General features: G+C 56.2%; 9 protein-coding genes. 8 read left to right on the top strand and 1 reads right to left on the bottom strand.

Annotated elements, in window-relative coordinates:
• Positions 1-94: 94 nt before the first annotated feature.
• The 6 genes from J4772_RS27970 (at position 95) to J4772_RS27945 (ending at position 14180) form a co-directional block, all read left to right on the top strand.
• Entirely contained in the window at positions 95-1444 is a 1350-nt protein-coding gene (locus J4772_RS27970; RefSeq protein ID WP_209072378.1) for an ABC transporter substrate-binding protein, read from the top strand.
• Between the two features lie 113 nt (positions 1445-1557).
• Positions 1558-2466 carry a carbohydrate ABC transporter permease gene (locus J4772_RS27965; protein WP_209072377.1) on the top strand — a complete coding sequence of 303 codons (909 nt, stop codon included), beginning with the start codon at positions 1558-1560 and terminating at the stop codon, positions 2464-2466.
• A complete protein-coding gene (locus tag J4772_RS27960) occupies positions 2456-3280 on the top strand; it encodes a carbohydrate ABC transporter permease (RefSeq protein ID WP_094042141.1) in 825 nt (274 codons plus the stop codon). Before J4772_RS27965 ends, J4772_RS27960 begins: the two co-directional genes overlap by 11 nt.
• A 3-nt stretch (positions 3281-3283) precedes the next feature.
• Complete coding sequence (locus J4772_RS27955; RefSeq protein ID WP_209072376.1) at positions 3284-6841, top strand: glycoside hydrolase family 31 protein; 3558 nt, start codon at positions 3284-3286, stop codon at positions 6839-6841.
• A 110-nt stretch (positions 6842-6951) separates the two neighbouring features.
• Positions 6952-10230 carry a TIM-barrel domain-containing protein gene (locus J4772_RS27950; protein ID WP_247740874.1) on the top strand — a complete coding sequence of 1093 codons (3279 nt, stop codon included), beginning with the start codon at positions 6952-6954 and terminating at the stop codon, positions 10228-10230.
• A gap of 89 nt (positions 10231-10319) precedes the next feature.
• Positions 10320-14180, top strand: coding sequence for a TIM-barrel domain-containing protein (locus J4772_RS27945; protein WP_247740873.1), 3861 nt, complete (start codon positions 10320-10322; stop codon positions 14178-14180).
• A 398-nt stretch (positions 14181-14578) separates the two neighbouring features.
• Here the strand turns inward: J4772_RS27945 and J4772_RS27940 are convergent, their stop codons facing one another.
• On the bottom strand, positions 14579-15352 hold the full coding sequence (locus J4772_RS27940) for a helix-turn-helix transcriptional regulator (RefSeq protein WP_209072375.1): 774 nt from the start codon (positions 15350-15352) through the stop codon (positions 14579-14581).
• Positions 15353-15435: 83 nt separating this feature from the next.
• On the opposite strand from J4772_RS27940, the gene J4772_RS27935 reads away from it, so the two are divergent.
• Positions 15436-16479, top strand: a complete 1044-nt coding sequence (locus J4772_RS27935) for an alpha/beta hydrolase (RefSeq protein ID WP_209072374.1) — start codon at positions 15436-15438, stop codon at positions 16477-16479.
• Positions 16476-17459, top strand: a complete 984-nt coding sequence (locus tag J4772_RS27930; RefSeq protein WP_209072373.1) for a glycoside hydrolase family 43 protein — start codon at positions 16476-16478, stop codon at positions 17457-17459. The genes J4772_RS27935 and J4772_RS27930 overlap by 4 nt, the downstream gene beginning before the upstream one ends.
• Positions 17460-17462: the final 3 nt, after the last annotated feature.

The raw sequence follows: 17462 nt of genomic DNA, 5'->3' as shown, positions 1-17462 counted from the left end.
CAAAAACGGTCGATCGGTGTCGAAAGTTAAACGCTTAATCTCGCCTGTCCATGCAAGAATGATCTTCAAATTACGAAATAGGGGGATTTATTCGATGGTTAAGACTGGATTGTTGAAGGCGCTTTCTTTCATTCTCGCAGCGATCATGATCGCATCTCTGGCCGCATGCAGCGGCGGCAAATCCGACAACGGCAACGGCAACGGCAACGGCAGCGCAAGTCCGAGCCAAGCTTCGCCAAGCGCATCTTCGTCCGCACCTACTTCCTCGGACGAGATCGTCACGGTCAAATTCGGCAACTTCTCCGGCGCCGGGGACACGGCGAAATACCTGGACCAGATGAAAGCGGAGTTCGAGCAAGCCAATCCGAACATCAAAGTCGAAATCGAGACAATCGCATACGGCGACTATTTTACGCAGATGCAGACCCGGGTAGCGGCAGGGCAAGCGCCTGACGCCTACGAGCTAAACTATGAAAATTTCGTGTCCTATGCGAAGAAGGGCGTGCTGCTCGATCTTAACCCTCTCTTCGACGCGACGCAGTTCGATAGATCGACCTTAAACGAGCAGGCTTTGAACGCCTTTTCCTCCGACGGGGTGCAGTATGGCATGCCGGGCAGCTTCTCCAACGTTTTGCTGATCTACAACAAAGAATTGTTCCAGAAAGCGAACGCCGAGCTTCCGACCAAGGATTGGACCTGGAAAGAGTTCGACGACGCTGCGGCGAAGATCCGCGCCCTCGACAAGAACACGTTCGGCGTATTCCAGCCGATTCAGTTCCATGAATTTTATAAGCTTGTTCAGCAGAACAACGGCAGCTTGCTTAACGCCGACAAAACCGCGTTCACCGTCAACACGCCGGAAAACGTGGAAACGCTGCAAAGACTCGTCGATCGGGTGCTTACGACAAATGTCATGCCGACGCAAGCGCAGCTTAGCGGCGTAGGGGATTGGGATTTGTTCAAAGCCGGTCGCCTTGGCATGATCGTTACCGGCGTATGGGCCTTCTCCGATTTCATGCAGAACGTCACATTCGATTGGGACGTCGCCGTCGAGCCGGGCAACAAGAAGAAAGCGACGCACTTTTTCTCCAATGGACTGGTCATCAACAAGGACAGCAAAGCGGCTGAAGCGGCATTCCAATGGATTAAGTTTCTGTCCTCGAGCAAGGAAGCGGCGAAAATCCGCGTCGACGCGGGCTGGGAGCTGCCGGCCGTCACCTATCCGGACGTACTGGAAGCATATCTGTCGATGACGCCGCCGGCGAACCGCCAAGCCGTATTCGATTCGCTGGATTACCTCGTTACGCCGCCGGTTATCGAGCAATTCGGAGAGATGTCGGACATTCTGGGCATTCATCTGACAGCCGCCTCCGAAGGGGCGAAAACCGCGCAGCAAGCGCTTGACGACGCGCAGAAGGAACTGACCGAGAAAATCAAGCTGTAACACGCGTTCGATATCAAGAAACGACGCGGCTGCCTCCGGTTCGTAAGGTCTGATCCAGGCTAACGTTCGCGGTCAGGCAGCCGCTACTTCTTAACGCGAGGTGTTTCGAATTCATGCTCACTCAACGAAACCGGAGAAAATGGCTGACGATCATCCTGTTCCTGCTGCCCTCCTCGATCGGGCTGCTCGTATTCAGCGTGATCCCGATTGTCTACTCGCTCGTGATCAGCTTCACGGACTGGAACGGGTTGAATCCGTGGAACCTTGCGGCGGGGACGCCCGACTTCCTCGGCTTCGGCAACTTTAAGGAGATTCTGGCGGGGGAGGAGTTCTGGCGCGTACTCAAAAACACGATGTACTACATCGTGCTGTACATCCCGCTCATTCTTGTCGCTTCCGTGCTGGCGGCCGTGCTGCTCAACAATACGTACAAGGCGATCGGCCTCTACCGGGTCGTCTTCTTCATCCCGGTGCTCACCTCCTGGGTAGCCGCGGCGCTCATCTGGAAATGGCTGCTCAGCGACGATTACGGCCCGGTCAACGCGATCCTCGGCTTCGTCGGCATCGACGGCCCCGCTTGGCTTCAGGATCGGACATGGGCGATGCCGGGCATCGTGTTCGCCAGCATCTGGAAGGACATGGGCTTCTTCGCGCTCATTATGCTAGGCGGTCTGCAGGGGATTAACCCGACGTATTACGAGGCGGCCAATATCGACGGAGCGAGCTTCTGGAGCCGCTTCACGAGAATAACGCTGCCGCTGCTGTCGCCGATGCTCTTTTTCGTCCTCGTCATCTGCATTATTAATTCGTTCCAACTGTTCCCGCAGGTGATGATCATGACGCAGGACGCCGGGCCGTACGGCTCCACGCAGGTGATGGTCGAGCGAATCTACAAATACGCGTTCAAATATTACAAGATGGGTTACGCCTCGTCGTTCTCTTGGATTCTGTTCGTCATCATTTTCGTATTCACCATCGTGCAGATGAAGCTGCAGAGGAAGTGGGTGCATTATGACTCGTAGCCGATTCGTTCAGCCTCTGCTGTTCTATGTGTTCGCATCGATTCTGGCGGTGTTCGCGCTCATCCCTTTTTTCTGGATGGTCAGTACGTCGCTGAAGAGCAAGGGCGCCCTGATCAGCATTCCGATCGAATGGATTCCGGAGAAAATCTCGTTCGAAGGCTATAGCAAAATTTTCACCGTGTTCCCGTTCGCCAAGGCAATCTTCAACAGCTTGTTCATTTCGGTGGCCAGTACGGGCATCGTGCTCGTATCCGCGCTGATGGCCGCTTACGTTTTCGCCAAGATCGAATTTAAGGGCCGCGAGGCCGTATTCGCTCTGTTCCTGGCGACGATGATGGTGCCCGGCCAAGTGACGATGATTCCTGTGTTCCTCGTGCTGAAGGAATTCCAACTGCTCAATTCGTTTACGGGGCTTCTTCTGCCCAGCGTGTTTAATCCGTTCGCGATTTTCATGCTTAGACAGTTCATCAAGACGATCCACAACGACTTCCTGGACGCGGCGTTTATCGACGGGGCTTCCCAGCCGAATATCTTCCTGCGCATTATTGTGCCGCTGTCGATGCCGATTATCGCAACGCTTGGCATCGTGACGTTCATGGGGGCGTGGAACGATTACTTCTGGCCGTTGATCGTGCTGTCGGACAGAGAATTGATGACCTTGCCGCTGGCGCTGAGCTCGCTTAACGGACAATACGGCAGCGAGTACAACACGTTGATGGCGGGCAGTCTCATCTCCATGCTGCCGATCATCGTGCTCTATATGTTCGCGCAAGGCTTCTTCAAGGCCGGACTTCAGATGGGAGGAATCAAGTAATCGATGAACAAGACGAGACAGATGCTGCGCGATGCGCTCAGAGACGGGGCGCTGCTCCGGTTCGGCGGAATGAAGATGGGGATCGTAAGGGAAGTCGGACCATGGCTGGAAAAGGTTGCGGAGCGACTGGCCGGTCCCGATCCCGTCTCTCGCGAGCAGGCTTATTGGTTGTGGATTGTCGGTGAATACGTGAATCGCGGCGGGGAGAGGGAGCTGCTGGAGCGCTACTCCGGGCTGATCGAAGCGGGAATCGCAAGCATCGCCGACGCTTGGAACGCGGCAGATTCGCACTGGCTATGGGACGAAGGGCCGGACGTCTATTTGAGCAACCTTGCGCTCTATTACGCCGCTCTAAGATCGATAGGCAACGTCTATCGCTCGGACGAGGCGCAGAAGCTGTGCAAGGACATTCGCGAGGCGACCTTCGCTTCGTTCATGCACGGCAAGCATTTCGTCAGCCGCAAGGATGCGAACGAGGTATGGCCGGACATCGTGGCCGCCGCCGTGCCGTTCGGTCTGCTCAGCGCCGGCGATCTCGCGATGCTGGAAGCGCTTGTCCGCCTTGACGAAGCACGGACCGAGTCTGCCGAATCGGCGGGGCTTCTCTCCGCCTATTATAGCGAAGTCGGGGCGATCGGCCGCGCTCGCACGCTTTGCGACCAAGCGGCGGCTCTGTCTGGAGGCGAAGCGAACGCTTTCCTCGCTTGGGCCGGGGACCAGCTTGCGATCAAGTCGCCGGGTTTTATCCCGGGAGAGTCGCCGGATGGGGGAGATGCGGGCGTACGCTTCATCCATGCGCCGGTTGGAGGGGAAAGTCCGTATCAGGCGGGCAACAACGAACGCTACCCGAGGTTGGTCGCGGTTGGAGAACGGGTCGCGTTTCGGACATTCTCCGCGCCATTTCGATCCAGCGACGAGATTGCGCTGGAAGTTGTTGCGGGAGCAAGCGCGCCAACCTTCCTAAGCATGCAAGCCGTGGAGAACGAAGCGGGCGAACAGTATTGGGAAGCGGAGCTTGCGCCATTCGCGGAAACGGAGCAGGTGCGCTATCGGTTCGTCCGCGATCCGGAAGGTGCGGGAGAGGCGTCGGAGTGGTATTCGTTCGAAGTGCTTCGCTGGACGAATCTGACCCGGGCGACGGGGATAGCGCAGGCGGAAACCGGCGACGTAACGGTTCGTTTCGAGCCGGTGATAGAGGGGGGCCCAGTGCCTTGTCTGAACGCACGAAGCCATCCGAGCGGTGCGGTATCGTTTCGGCTGGAACTGATCGACGGGGATAACCCCGGCTCGGAGGCGCGGAAGACATGGAAGACGGAAGGGCGCTGCCGCGTTGGAGGCGCGGAGGTGAGCGTGGAAGGCGGTCGGTTCGCCGCAAGCCTGTTCGATGCAGAGGGCAAGCGCGTGTCGGCCAGCTATGAGCAGGAGGAAGCGGCGCCTTTCCAGGCGTTGATCGATCGAACGGGAACGGTCTATAAGCTGAGATTAAACTTCGCTCTGAAGGACGGGGAGCGACTGTACGGCATGGGAGAGAGATTCGCCCGGATGGAATTCCGCGGCTGCGAGCTGGACAATTACGTCTTTAACCAATATAAGGATCAAGGCTTCCGGACGTATATTCCGGTGCCTGTCGTCTATAGCTCCGGCGGATACGGACTCTATCTGCAGAGCTCGCTCTATTCGGTATTCCGGTTTGGCACCGTACGCGAGGATCTTATACAGATCGAGGCGAACGTCGGGCCGGAGCGGCAGACCGTCGATTATTGGCTGTTCGCCGGCAAGCCTCTCGAACTCGTCGGTACGTTCGCCGAGCTGACGGGCAAGCCGAAGCTGCCGCCGAAATGGGCGTTCGGCCCCTGGATGTCGAGCAACAACTGGGACAGCGAGCGAGAAGTGGACGAACAGCTGGCGCGTACGGCGGAGCACGCCATCCCGTCTACGGTCATGGTGCTGGAGCAGTGGAGCGACGAGTCTTCCTTTTACATTTTCAACGATGCGGGGTACGAGACGAAGTCGGGCTCGGAACGATTTGCATACGATGATTTCAGTTTTCCGGCTTGGGGGAGATGGCCGGACCCGCGCAAGCTGGTCGAGAGAATTCACGGGCATGGTATCCGCGTCCTGCTGTGGCAGGCTCCCGTAATGAAGTTTATGGACGGCATCGCTCACGTCCAGCGGGACGAGGACGAGCGATACATGGTGGAGCAGGATTACGAGGTGCGTCATGCGGACGGCAGCCCTTACCGCATCCCGGATTACGAATGGTTCAGAGGGAGCCTGGTGCCCGACTTCACCAATCCGGCTGCTGTAGACTGGTGGCTCGGCAAGCGCCAATATCTGCTGGAGGACATCGGCATCGACGGCTTTAAGACGGACGGCGGGGAGTGCATCTACGGCTCGGAGCTGCAATTCCATGACGGGCGCAGCGGCGCGGAGATGCGCAACGAATATCCGAACAGCTATATCGCTGCGTTCCAGCAATTCGCGGATCGCTACGTGTCGGGAGGGGCGATTACGTTCAGCCGCGCAGGGTATACCGGGGCGCAGGCGATGCCGCTGCATTGGGCGGGCGACGAGAAGTCGACGTTCGAGGCGTTTCGCGCGACGATCGTCGCCGGACTAAGCTGCGGCCTATCGGGCATTCCGTTCTGGGGCTGGGATCTGGGCGGCTTCTCGGGAGACATTCCGACGGCGGAGCTATACGTTCGCTCGGCGGCGATGGCCGCGTTCTGCCCGGTTATGCAGTACCATGCCGAGAGCAAGGGACAGTATAACATGGACCGTACGCCGTGGAACATTGCGGAACGTACGAGGCGTCCGGAGGTTCTGTCCCTGTACAAGCGGTTCGCCGATATCCGCATGAACCTGCTGCCGTACGTGTGGGAGCAGGCTCGGAAGAGCGCGGCCACGGGATATCCGTTGATGCGGGCGCTGCTGCTCGCTTACCCGGAAGATGAAAAATGCGCGGACGTGACGACGCAGTATCTGTTCGGAGACAGCCTGCTAGTCGCTCCTGTAGCGCAGGAAGGCGCCTTGGAGACCGAGGTTTATTTTCCGGAAGGCCGTTGGCTGTCGCTGTTTAATGAGGATATTATCGTCGGTCCTCGGATGGTGGAGGTCGAGGCAGGCTGGTCGGACATTCCCGTCTATATGAAGGAAAATGTCGTCTTGCCGCTGAATCTCGGCGCTGTCCGCAAGCTGGCTGACGATGTGGGCAACGCAGTGGATCGTTATGCGAATCTCACCTTGATGATCTATGCGACGGATAGCCTGATCTATCGCCTTGAGGACGAAGCGGGCTGCTCCATCGGTCTGACCGTCTCCAAGAGCGACGCAGCGCTAAAGATTTGCGTCGAAGCGGAAGGCGGGGAGGCTCCGGTAACGCTGTTATTCCGAGGACTGGAGCGGGATGTCGTTCAAGTGACGCAGGAAGGGAATAGCTGGCGGCGCGCAGGCTCGGTCGGCGATCTGTCCGCAGGGAGCTGGCATGCCAGAACGGGCGAGACGCTCGTCTGCGCGGGGCAAGGCGTTTCTATTTTCACGATAGAGTTGGGCGTAGAGTAAGCCGGAGAAAACCGGTTCAAGAAAGGAGGTGATGCTTGGGCTTGGCATCTTAGGGGGAGCTGTAATCGCTAGACCCGCAGCTTGTAATCCACTAATAGCGAGGAGCGAGAATGATGATCAGACTGAAGACGATCAGAAGGCGGCTTGCTTATCCGGTAATGGCGTTGCTGTTGTTCCTGTCTTCCGTTCCGAGTGCGTTCGCAATTGATGGAGTATTTCATAGCCCGTACGGGCTGGAGGATCGGTACGTCGCGGAAGTGACGGAGCGCTATCCGCAGGACCCGATTGCGGGAGAGAACGTCTATATCAAGCTCAAGACTTGGCCGATCGAACCCGGACAAGCCGTCTGGGTCACTTGGACTAAGAACGGCGTGCCCCAATCCGTCATTAACGGCTCATGGAAGTACAACAGCGGCGGAGATACGTATTGGGAAGTCGCGCTGGGCAGCTTCGCCAAGGGCGATGTCATTAATTATACCGTTCGCGCCGACCAATACGGCACGAACCAGAAGACGATCGGTCCGTTCGAATTTACGGTTACGGACTGGGAATCGGTAGCCAGCGTTAGCGGCTATACGGACAGCTCCAACCACGTCGTGTTCAACGCGGTTCCGAATACGGGCACGTTGTCGCCCAAGCTGAACATCTCGTTCGCGGCGGACGACGTTTTCCGGGTGCAGCTGTCCCCGACGGGGACGGGGAGCTTCGATACCGGATTATCCAATTATACGCTGACGGATCACGGCTCGTATTATACGGTCGCGACGTCCGAGCTTGTGCTGAGAGTGGACAAGTCCCCTTTTAAGCTCAGCGTGTACGAGGAGGACGGAACGACGCTGATCGCCAAGCAGTACGACAGCACGGTCAATCGCAATATGGCTTGGCTGACCGACGGCAGCTCGATTATCGACAAGGTCGAGGACAATTTCTATTCCCCGTCCGACGAGAAGTTTTTCGGCTTCGGCGAACGGTACGACAACTTCGACAAGCGGGGAGAAGACATCGAGACCTATATCTACAACCAATATCTCAACCAGAACGAAAAAACCTACCTCGCGATCCCTTACTTTATAAGCTCCAAAGGCTACGGCATTCTCGCTAACAGCACCTACTACTCCAAGTTCAAAATGGCGACGGTTCGCTCCGATATGTACGGATTTACCGTAAATACGGGCGGCAGCGCGAACTCGATGCTGGATTACTATTTTTATTCGGGAGACAACCTGAAGGACGTCATCGACAATTATACGGATACGACGGCCAAGCCGACACTGATGCCGAAATGGGGCTTCGGATTGTGGCTGTCCGCCAACGAGTGGGACCGTCAGTCGGAAGTGAACACCGTGCTCAGCAATCTGAACACGTACAACATTCCGGCGACGACGCTTGTGCTGGAGCAGTGGAGCGACGAGGAGACGTTCTATATTTGGAACGATGCCACCTATACGCCCAAGGCCGGCAGCGATGCGTTCTCTTCGAGCGATTTCACCTATGGCACGAAATGGCCCGACCCGGAAGGGATGGTCGACGACATTCATACCGCAGGGCTGAAGGTGCTGCTCTGGCAGACGCCGGCGATTAAGCACACAGGCTCTCCGTATGCGCAGAAAGATAACGACGAGTCCTATATGATCTCGCAGGGCTACGCGGTAGGTGACGGCAACGGCGGAGCCTACAAAACGCCTGACGGCTGGTTCGGCAGCAGCCCGATTCTGGACTTCACAAACTCCGCGGCGGTCAATTGGTGGATGTCGAAGCGCTCCTACTTGTTCGACGACATCGGCATTGACGGCTTCAAGACGGACGGCGGAGAGCTGGTATGGGGCAAAAATACGACGTTCTCCAACGGCAAGAAAGGCGACGAGATGCGGAATCTGTATCCGAATCTGTACATCGGCGCTTATTACGACTACGCCAAGCTCAAGCGCGGGGAGACGATCTCGTTCAGCCGGGCCGGCACGACGGGCGTCGGCGCGTACCCGGCATTCTGGGCGGGCGATCAGGAGTCGACCTTCGGCACGATGAAGCAGTCGATTCTGGCAGGCTTGAATGCGAATATGTCCGGCGTCCCTTATTGGAGCTGGGATCTTGCCGGCTTTACGGGAACTTTCCCTTCCTCGGAGCTGTATAAGCGCTCGGTGGAGATGGCCATATTCGCGCCGGTCGTCCAGATTCACTCGGAGAAATCCAACCCGCCGGTCAACGAGGAGAGAACGCCGTGGAACGTGCAGACGCGCAGCGGCGACGGCACCGTCATCAATCATTTTGCCAAGTATATGAATATCCGGATGAACCTGCTTCCTTATATCTACAGCGAAGCGACGAAGACGAGCGCCACCGGCGCGCCGCTCATGAGAGCGATGTTCCTCGAATATCCGGACGATGCAAACTCTTACGATCCGGACTATCAGTATCAGTATTTGTTCGGGGATAATCTGCTCGTAGCGCCGATTGTCGATCAAGGCGTCACGAACAAGGATATTTATCTGCCGGAGGGAGAATGGATCGACTTCTTCTACGGCGCCGCAAGACCGGGGGATCGGGAAATCTCCTACTATGCGGACGTCGACAGCATCCCGGTATTCGTGAAGTCGGGCTCGATCATTCCGATGAACCTCAATTCGAATTATGCGCTGGGAGGCACAATCGGCAACAGCATGACGAGCTATACGAATCTGACTTTCCGGGTTTATCCGGACGGCAGCACATCCTACGATTGGAACGACGACATCGGCGGCTCCGTCAAGACGATCTCCTCCGACGAGGAGTACGACTTGAATCGGGTTACCGTAACGCTTCCGGCGATCAGCACCGCAAGCACGCTGCAGGTGTACACGACGAAGCCGTCTTCCGTTACGGTCGGGGGCTCCGGGCTTACCGAGTACGGCAGCCTGAGCGCGCTGAATTCCAGCTCGCAAGGCTGGTATTACAGCGCTGCGGAGAAGTTCGTCTACGTGAAGGTCGCTTCCGGCGGCTCCACTCGCACCGTCGTTCTGAACGGCGTCCACAAGTCGGAGTACGAGGCCGAATACGCGACGCAGGTGAACGTATCGACGAATACGAACCATACGGGCTATACCGGAACCGGCTTCGTGGACGGATTCGCCAGCACGGGCGATGCGGTACTGTTCGACGTGTATGTGGATGCGGCGGGCTCCTATGATGTCGACTTCAAGTATAGCTCCGCGGCCGGCACCGCTTCCCGGCAAATCTATGTGAACGGCTCGAACATTCAGACGCTCTCGATGTCGGCGACGGCGAACTGGGATACGTGGGGCACGGCGACGGCGACTCTCACGCTGAATGCCGGGCACAATACGATCTGGCTGCAGTACGATCACGGCAATTCTCAAGGCATCAATCTGGACAACATTACGATCAAGGAATAGGGAGCAGGAACAGGGAACAGAAATAAGGAAGCCCGCGTCACGATCCGAATTGCGAGAGTTCATCCAATGGGAGAGGTGGGTATGTTCTTATGATCCGAAAGATGATTGGCAAGAAGTTGAGGAAAGGGTTCCTCGTTGCGCTGACGTTCAGCTTGGTGTTGTCGGTGATGACCGTCTATCCGGCGGCGAAGACGAACGCTTACGTGAGCGCACTGGGCAATGTTATCGGCGTTTCCGTAACGGGAGATGCGCTTACGCTGACGATCGACAACGGCGCTGAGCCGAACGACGACATTCTGGAAATTCTGGCGGCGGACCTTAACATTCTGAAGGTGAATTACCGTCCGAACGGCGTCGCTTCAAGCGCTAGTACGCCGATGATCGATCCGAACCGGACGTGGAGCGCGGTAGGGGCAACGATCGATACGACGGGAGATCCGATTCTGATCACAACCTCCGTGATGAGAATCGAGATCGCCAAAAACCCGGCAAGGATGACGGTCAAGAAAGCCGACGGAACGACGCTGCTCTGGGAGCCTGCCGGCGGAGGCGTGTTCTATGACGGGGTCAGGTTCCAGCACTCGACCGGGCACAACATGTACGGCATTCGCAGCTATAACGCCTTCGACGGCGAGGGCGACATTTTGCGGAACGATAGCGATCATGCGGCGCATGCCGGGGAGCAGGGCGACGCGGGAGGCCCGTTCATCTGGTCGACGTCCGGCTATGGCGTGCTGGTCGACAGCGACGGCGGGTATCCGTATACGAACTCGACCACGGGACAACTGGAATTCTACTATGGAGGAACGCCGACGGAAGGACGACGTTACTCCAAATCGAATGTGGAGTACTATATCATGCTGGGCGATCCCTATCAGATCATGGGCGCGTATTCGAAGATTAGCGGGGCGGCTCCGCTCATGCCGAAGTGGTCGCTCGGATTCAGCAATTTCGAGTGGGGCATCGACCAGGACGAGCTGGAGGAGATGGTCGAGCTTTACCGGGCGAAAAATATCCCGATTGACGGCTACGCGCTGGATTACGATTGGAAAAAGTACGGCGAGGATCATTACGGGGAGTTTAAGTGGAATACGGGGAATTTCCCCGATGCGGCCACGAATGCGCTCAAGAGCGATATGGACGCCAAGGGGATTAAGCTGATCGGCATTACGAAGCCTCGCGTCGTTACACTGGATTTCGGCAACAACCGGACGGATCAGTACGACGATGCGCAAGCGGGCGGTTACTGGTATCCGGGGCATTCCGAGTATACGGACTATTTCATTCCCGTTACGGTCCGCAGCGTCGATCCTTACAATGCGAGCGCCCGGACGTGGTTGTGGCAGAACTCCGAGGAAGCGCTCGACAAGGGCATCGTCGGATGGTGGAACGACGAGACGGACAAAGTTTCTTCGGGTATGGCGCAATATTGGTTCGGAAATTTCATGACCGGCCATTGGTCGCAGGCTTTCTACGAAGGCCAGCGGGCGTACACCGACGACGCGCTCCGCGTATGGCAGACGGCGCGCACGTATTACCCCGGCGCTCAGCGGTATGCGACGACGCTGTGGTCGGGAGACATCGGCATCCAGTTTCAGAAGGGCGAGCACGTCTCGTGGGCTGCGGGCATGAAGGAGCAGCGCGCCGTCATGCTGTCCTCGGTCAATCTGGGGCAGGCCAAATGGGGAATGGATGCCGGCGGCTTTAACCAGGAGAACGGCACGATCGGCAATCCGACGCCCGAGCTGTACGCCAGATGGCTGCAATTCGCGGCGATGACGCCGGTGTTCCGGGTGCACGGCAACTACAACCAGCAGCGTCAGCCTTGGTATTACGGTTCGACCGCGGAGGAAGTCAGCAAAAGCGCGATTCAGTTCCGCTACTCGCTCCTGCCTTATTTGTACGCCTATGAGCGGAAGGCATACGAGAACGGAGCGGGACTGGTGCGGCCGCTCGCGTTCGATTACCCGGCGGACGCCAATGTCGCGAATCGGACAGACGCTTGGATGTTCGGGGACTGGCTTATGGCCGCTCCGGTCGTCGACAAGCAGCAGAAGAGCAAGGCGATCTATTTGCCGGCGGGGACGTGGACCGACTATTTCCGCGGAGTCACCTATGCGGGCGGACAGACGATCCATTACCCGCTGAACTCCGAGAGCTGGACGGACATCCCGTTGTTTATCAAGCAGGGTGCGATCATTCCGTCGCAGCAAGTACAGGATTATGTCGGCCAACGAGTCGTCGATACGGTGAACGTCGACGTATTCCCTTCAGCGACGGCAACCTCGTTCGCTTATTACGAGGATGACGGCAAGACGTACGATTACGAAGGCGGAACGACCTTCGAGCAGACGTTGACCGCTCAGGACAACGGCGGAAGCGGGTACGCGTTTTCCGTCGGAGCGAAATCCGGAACGTATGTGCCGGACGTCGATTACTATTTGGTTAAGCTTCACGGCAAAGCCGGCACAGGCGCAACGTTGAACGGCAGCGCGCTTGCCTCCTACGCCGATCTGAACGCTTTGAAAGCGGCCGGAGGGGAAGGTTGGAGCACGGGCAGAGACGTGTATGGTTTGGTCACCTACGTCAAAGTGGCCTCGGGTGCGGGCTCGGCCAAAAATGTTGTCGTCACCGGCAGCGGCAGCGTGGCGTCTACCGCTTATCAATACGAGGCGGAGGAAGCGTCGTTGTCCGGGGACTCGACGGGGACGATGGCCGGCGTCAATACGAATCATTCCGGTTATGCCGGCAGCGGGTTCGTGGACGGCTTGGACGATGCCGGCGCGGCGGCGACGTTCTATGCGGACGTCCGCACAGGCGGCGATTACGAGGTGGCTCTCCGCTATGCCAATGCGACCGGATCGGCCAAGACGCTCAGTATTTTCGTCAACGGTGCGCGTGTGAAGACGACGTCGCTCGGTCAATTGGCAAACTGGGATACGTGGGGAACGCAGACGGAGACGCTGCCTCTCATGGCGGGACGCAATGCGATTACGTACAAATACGATGCTGGCAACGGGGATACCGGTAATGTGAATCTGGACTATATGGCGGTGTCCTTCGATCCGATTCAGGCCAAGTACGAGGCCGAGAACGCCAAGCTGTCCGGCGGCGCCTCCACGAACGAGGACCATTGGTTTTATTCGGGCTCGGCCTTCGTAGACGGCTTCGGTTCGTCGGGCGCTTCGGCCGAATTCCAAGTGGAAGTGCCAAGCGCCGGCAGCTATGAGGTAGCACTTAGATATGCCAATGGCTCAGGCTCGGCGAAGACGGTCAGCTTATTCGCCAACGGCGTAAAGGACAGTCAGCTCAGCTTGTCCAGTCCGTCCGTGAACTGGAACATCTGGCAGGACAAGAAAGAGACGGTCAGTCTGAACGCGGGTACGAATACCGTAACGGTCAAATACGATACGGGGGATACGGGCGGCGTTAATCTGGATCGCATATTGGTCTCGCCGACGGCTGTTGTTCCGGCAGCTTCAGAGACGAATCTGCTGGACAATCCCGGATTTGAGCGGAACACGGCCTTTAACAGCAACTGGGCGGAATGGCATCCCGGCGGACAGGCGCTCGCTTACGGCATCGACAGCGGCAAAGGGATGAACCCGCCGGAAGCGCCTTCGACCGGCTGGCAGCGCGCGTATTTCTATGCGCCCGGGGCATATAAGCAAAGCATCCATCAACAGGTGGATGTTCCCGTCAACAACGCCAACTACAAGTTCGAAGCGCGGGTGCGGCTGAGCAATACCGCTCCGACGACGGCGCGCGCCGAAATATCCAATCACGGCGGCAGCGCGCAGTACTACAACATCTCCAACGACGGCGTCTGGAAGTCGATCCGCATCGACAACATTTACGTGACGACCGGCGTCGTCGACGTCGGCTTCTACGTCGACTCGCCCGGCGGGACGACGCTGCTGATCGACGACGTTCGCCTGACTCCGCAATAAGGGCATTACGGGAAAACCTCAGTCCCCTCCGGTTCCACTGGAGGCTGAGGTTTTTTTCTTCGTTTGAACGGAAGAAAACGGGCGGTTAACTGCCGAGGCTCGATTCAATAAATCTCAGTATAGATCAATTATATATTTGTATATATCATTGTTTTAATCGGGTTGGCCACTTAAAATTTTTGATGAAAGCGGGAAATGACTAGGGACGCACGGCTTGGAGAGCTGTAGCAATGCTTCGCATTGCCTGTCGCCAAGCACTTTTTTTTGCACAATAGGGAAAACGTTTTCAAAATCGGCGGGAGAACGTATTCGAGGTTTGCGTCGAAGACCCAAGCACGGAAGGGGGCTTGAGCCCGGATTACGAGGGTACGGCAGTATTTTAAAAATCGAAAGTTAATTCAATCGGGTTGATTAGCGACGTGTTTGTGGAATTTTCTCGGCGGATATCCCGTTATCTTTTTGAATTGCCTGCAGAAGTGCTCCACATTTTGATAGCCGCATCGAGAAGCGATCTCGGCAATGCTCTGGGTGTTATGAATCAAATATTCTTTAGCTATTCGTATTCGGCTGTTAATCACATCGTCCATGCAGGAAACTCCGAAGGTTTTCTTGTAGATGCTCTGGAGGTAGCCAGGGCTGATTTGCAGATAATCCGCCATTTTCGCAATTGTCCAGTAATCGCCGGGATTGTTTTGAATGGACGTGCGAAGTCGCAACAGATTGTAGTATTGAGGCGTAATGTCCTCTTGGGAGATGGATTCCAATAGTTTATTGAACAAGGTTCTCAACAAATAGTCGATGGAGGATTTTTTGTAATCCCGATTAAAGTTATGTTCAGTGACCAACAGTTCAAATAGTTTGGAGCAGTATTCCGGATCGTTCAAGGAAAAAGGAACGCCGAACGGAAGAGGCGATTCCGTAATATAAGCTTCATCCGATTCGAATCGGATCCAGTCATTGATGAAGGAATCGCCGCAGGTCTGGTAGTAAACTTTCTGTAACGGACGATACAGAACGGCGCTGTGAGCAGGGTATTCCTTGAGGGCGCCATTGACCCAGAATTGCGCGGGGGTTTTGGTAATGACCAATAGCCAGTGAAAGCCAACGGGAACGTCGATTACAAAATGGCCAGAGTGCGTTGTATTGCATTCAACATAGTGAATATGGGTCATCCGTATCCCTCCCTATATCATGTCTTTAATATACCATAGCGAGAAAATACGCATGAGGATCGGAATAGGAGGCGAAGTAAACAATGAAGCGCTTGAACAGGATGGGAATTCCCGACGCCTATCTGAGTGCGGCTGCGGGCGGCAAGCAAGGCAAAGTACGGGAAGTCGTGTATCCGGTAAAACACTACATCAACTCGTCGCGCCAGCTTGTGACGGAGCGGGAAATCGATGCAGGAGAAGCGGGAAGAGCAACGGTTGGCGGAGCGGCAATTCACAAATCCTGCAGCGTCTATCTCCCGGCCGGTTACGAACAATCAGATCCGTATACCCGTTACAATGTATTGTACTTGCTTCACGGTGTAGGCGGGGACGAATACGAGTGGCTGTGCGGCCCAGGGATTGAGGATGGCAAATATCTGTTGTGCAATCTGTTGGACAATCTCATCGCCGGCGGCGATATCGAACCAATCATCGTCGTGATGCCGAACGGAAGAAGCTCGCATGACTGGACGGATCGTACGTTCAATCCAGAAGGAACAAACATGCTCGGCTTCTATTATTTCGACTACGAGCTGAGATACGATCTGATTCCGTTCATAGAATCTACGTTCAACACCTATGCGAATGTTCGGGAGAATGCTCCCGAGACGGTTGCATACAGCCGTATGCACAGGGCAATCGCAGGTTTGTCCATGGGCGGCATGCAAACATTGAATCTGATCCTTGGCGGTTATCGGTGCGATTCCGCAGCACTTGCTGGAACGGAGAGCGTATGGAAGAACGGGCTAATCGCGACGGTTCCCGCGCAAGGGATGACCGATCTGTTCGCTTATATAGGCGCATTCTCTAACGCCCCTACTTCGAGCAGCGGCACAGTTCTCGGCTCAAGCATCGCTTCGCGCGGCAACAGGCTCAAGCTGCTGTATATGACCTGCGGAGATGCCGATGACATATCGCTTGATTGCTACGAGCAATCGATCGACGGGCTTGCGGACATTGCGGGGGATTATCTCGAAGAGCATTACCAAATCGCAATCAAGGACGGCGTTCATGATTTCAACGTGTGGTACAACGGAGCGTATCATTTTATTAAAAAAATAAATCAAGCGAGGAGCGATTTGAAATGAACGAAGCACCCCGGCCCCATAAGCCGCTAGTCACGCATATCTACACGGCTGACCCGTCCGCCCACGTGTTCGAGGGCAAAATTTACATTTATCCTTCGCACGATATCGATCATGACGGACCCGACAATGATAACGGCGACCAATATGCCATGGAAGACTATCATGTGCTGTCGCTTGCCAGCTTTGATTCGCCTGTCGTTGATGAAGGCCAGGTCCTTCATCTGAACGATATTCCCTGGGCTTCGAAGCAGCTATGGGCTCCGGATGCTGCATATAAGAACGGCGTCTATTATTTATTTTTTCCGGCGAGGGATTCACTGGGGATTTTTCGGATTGGCGTCGCAACGGCAAAATCGCCGGCCGGTCGGTACACGCCGCAGCCGAATTACATGGAGGGCAGCTTCAGCATTGATCCGGCCGTGTTCGTAGATGAGGACAACCAAGCCTACATCTATTTCGGCGGATTGTGGGGCGGCCAGTTGGAGAAATGGCAGTCTGGAACGTTCGAGCAGAATGCCTCGGGCCCGAACGCAGATGCTCCTGCGCTGGGCCCGAGGGTTGCACCGCTTAGCGAGGATATGCTTTCTTTCCGAGAAGAGCCCCGGGAAATTTCCATCGTTCATGAGGATGGCAGCCCGATTCTGGCTGGGGATGAGGAGCGAAGATATTTCGAAGGCCCTTGGGTGCATAAGTATAATGGCTGGTATTATTTGTCCTATTCCACCGGCACCACACACAAGTTGGTATATGCCGTCAGTCGGCATCCGATGGGACCGTATACCTTCAAAGGAACGATTCTGACCCCGGTAATTGGCTGGACAACCCATCATTCGATTGTCCAGTTCGAAGGCAGATGGTATTTGTTCTACCATGACAGCTCCTTGTCAGGCGGCATTAATCACAAACGCTGCGTGAAATATGCCGAGTTGCATTACAACGAAGACGGAACGATTCAAACCATCGACCCTTACAAAGGATAAGCT

Origin of the sequence: Cohnella sp. LGH (assembly GCF_017671885.1) — a bacterium.
In the GTDB taxonomy this organism is placed as follows: Bacteria; Bacillota; Bacilli; order Paenibacillales; family Paenibacillaceae; genus Cohnella; species Cohnella phaseoli.
This window is presented reverse-complemented; position numbering and strand designations above follow the sequence as displayed.

Excerpts from the sequence above, each read along its gene's own strand:
- J4772_RS27940 (WP_209072375.1), bottom strand. The coding sequence starts at position 15,352 with ATGACCCATATTCACTATGTTGAATGCAATACAACGCACTCTGGCCAT.
- J4772_RS27930 (WP_209072373.1), top strand. The coding sequence starts at position 16,476 with ATGAACGAAGCACCCCGGCCCCATAAGCCGCTAGTCACGCATATCTAC.
- J4772_RS27965 (WP_209072377.1), top strand. The coding sequence starts at position 1,558 with ATGCTCACTCAACGAAACCGGAGAAAATGGCTGACGATCATCCTGTTC.
- J4772_RS27970 (WP_209072378.1), top strand. The coding sequence starts at position 95 with ATGGTTAAGACTGGATTGTTGAAGGCGCTTTCTTTCATTCTCGCAGCG.
- J4772_RS27955 (WP_209072376.1), top strand. The coding sequence starts at position 3,284 with ATGAACAAGACGAGACAGATGCTGCGCGATGCGCTCAGAGACGGGGCG.
- J4772_RS27945 (WP_247740873.1), top strand. The coding sequence starts at position 10,320 with ATGATCCGAAAGATGATTGGCAAGAAGTTGAGGAAAGGGTTCCTCGTT.
- J4772_RS27960 (WP_094042141.1), top strand. The coding sequence starts at position 2,456 with ATGACTCGTAGCCGATTCGTTCAGCCTCTGCTGTTCTATGTGTTCGCA.
- J4772_RS27935 (WP_209072374.1), top strand. The coding sequence starts at position 15,436 with ATGAAGCGCTTGAACAGGATGGGAATTCCCGACGCCTATCTGAGTGCG.
- J4772_RS27950 (WP_247740874.1), top strand. The coding sequence starts at position 6,952 with ATGATGATCAGACTGAAGACGATCAGAAGGCGGCTTGCTTATCCGGTA.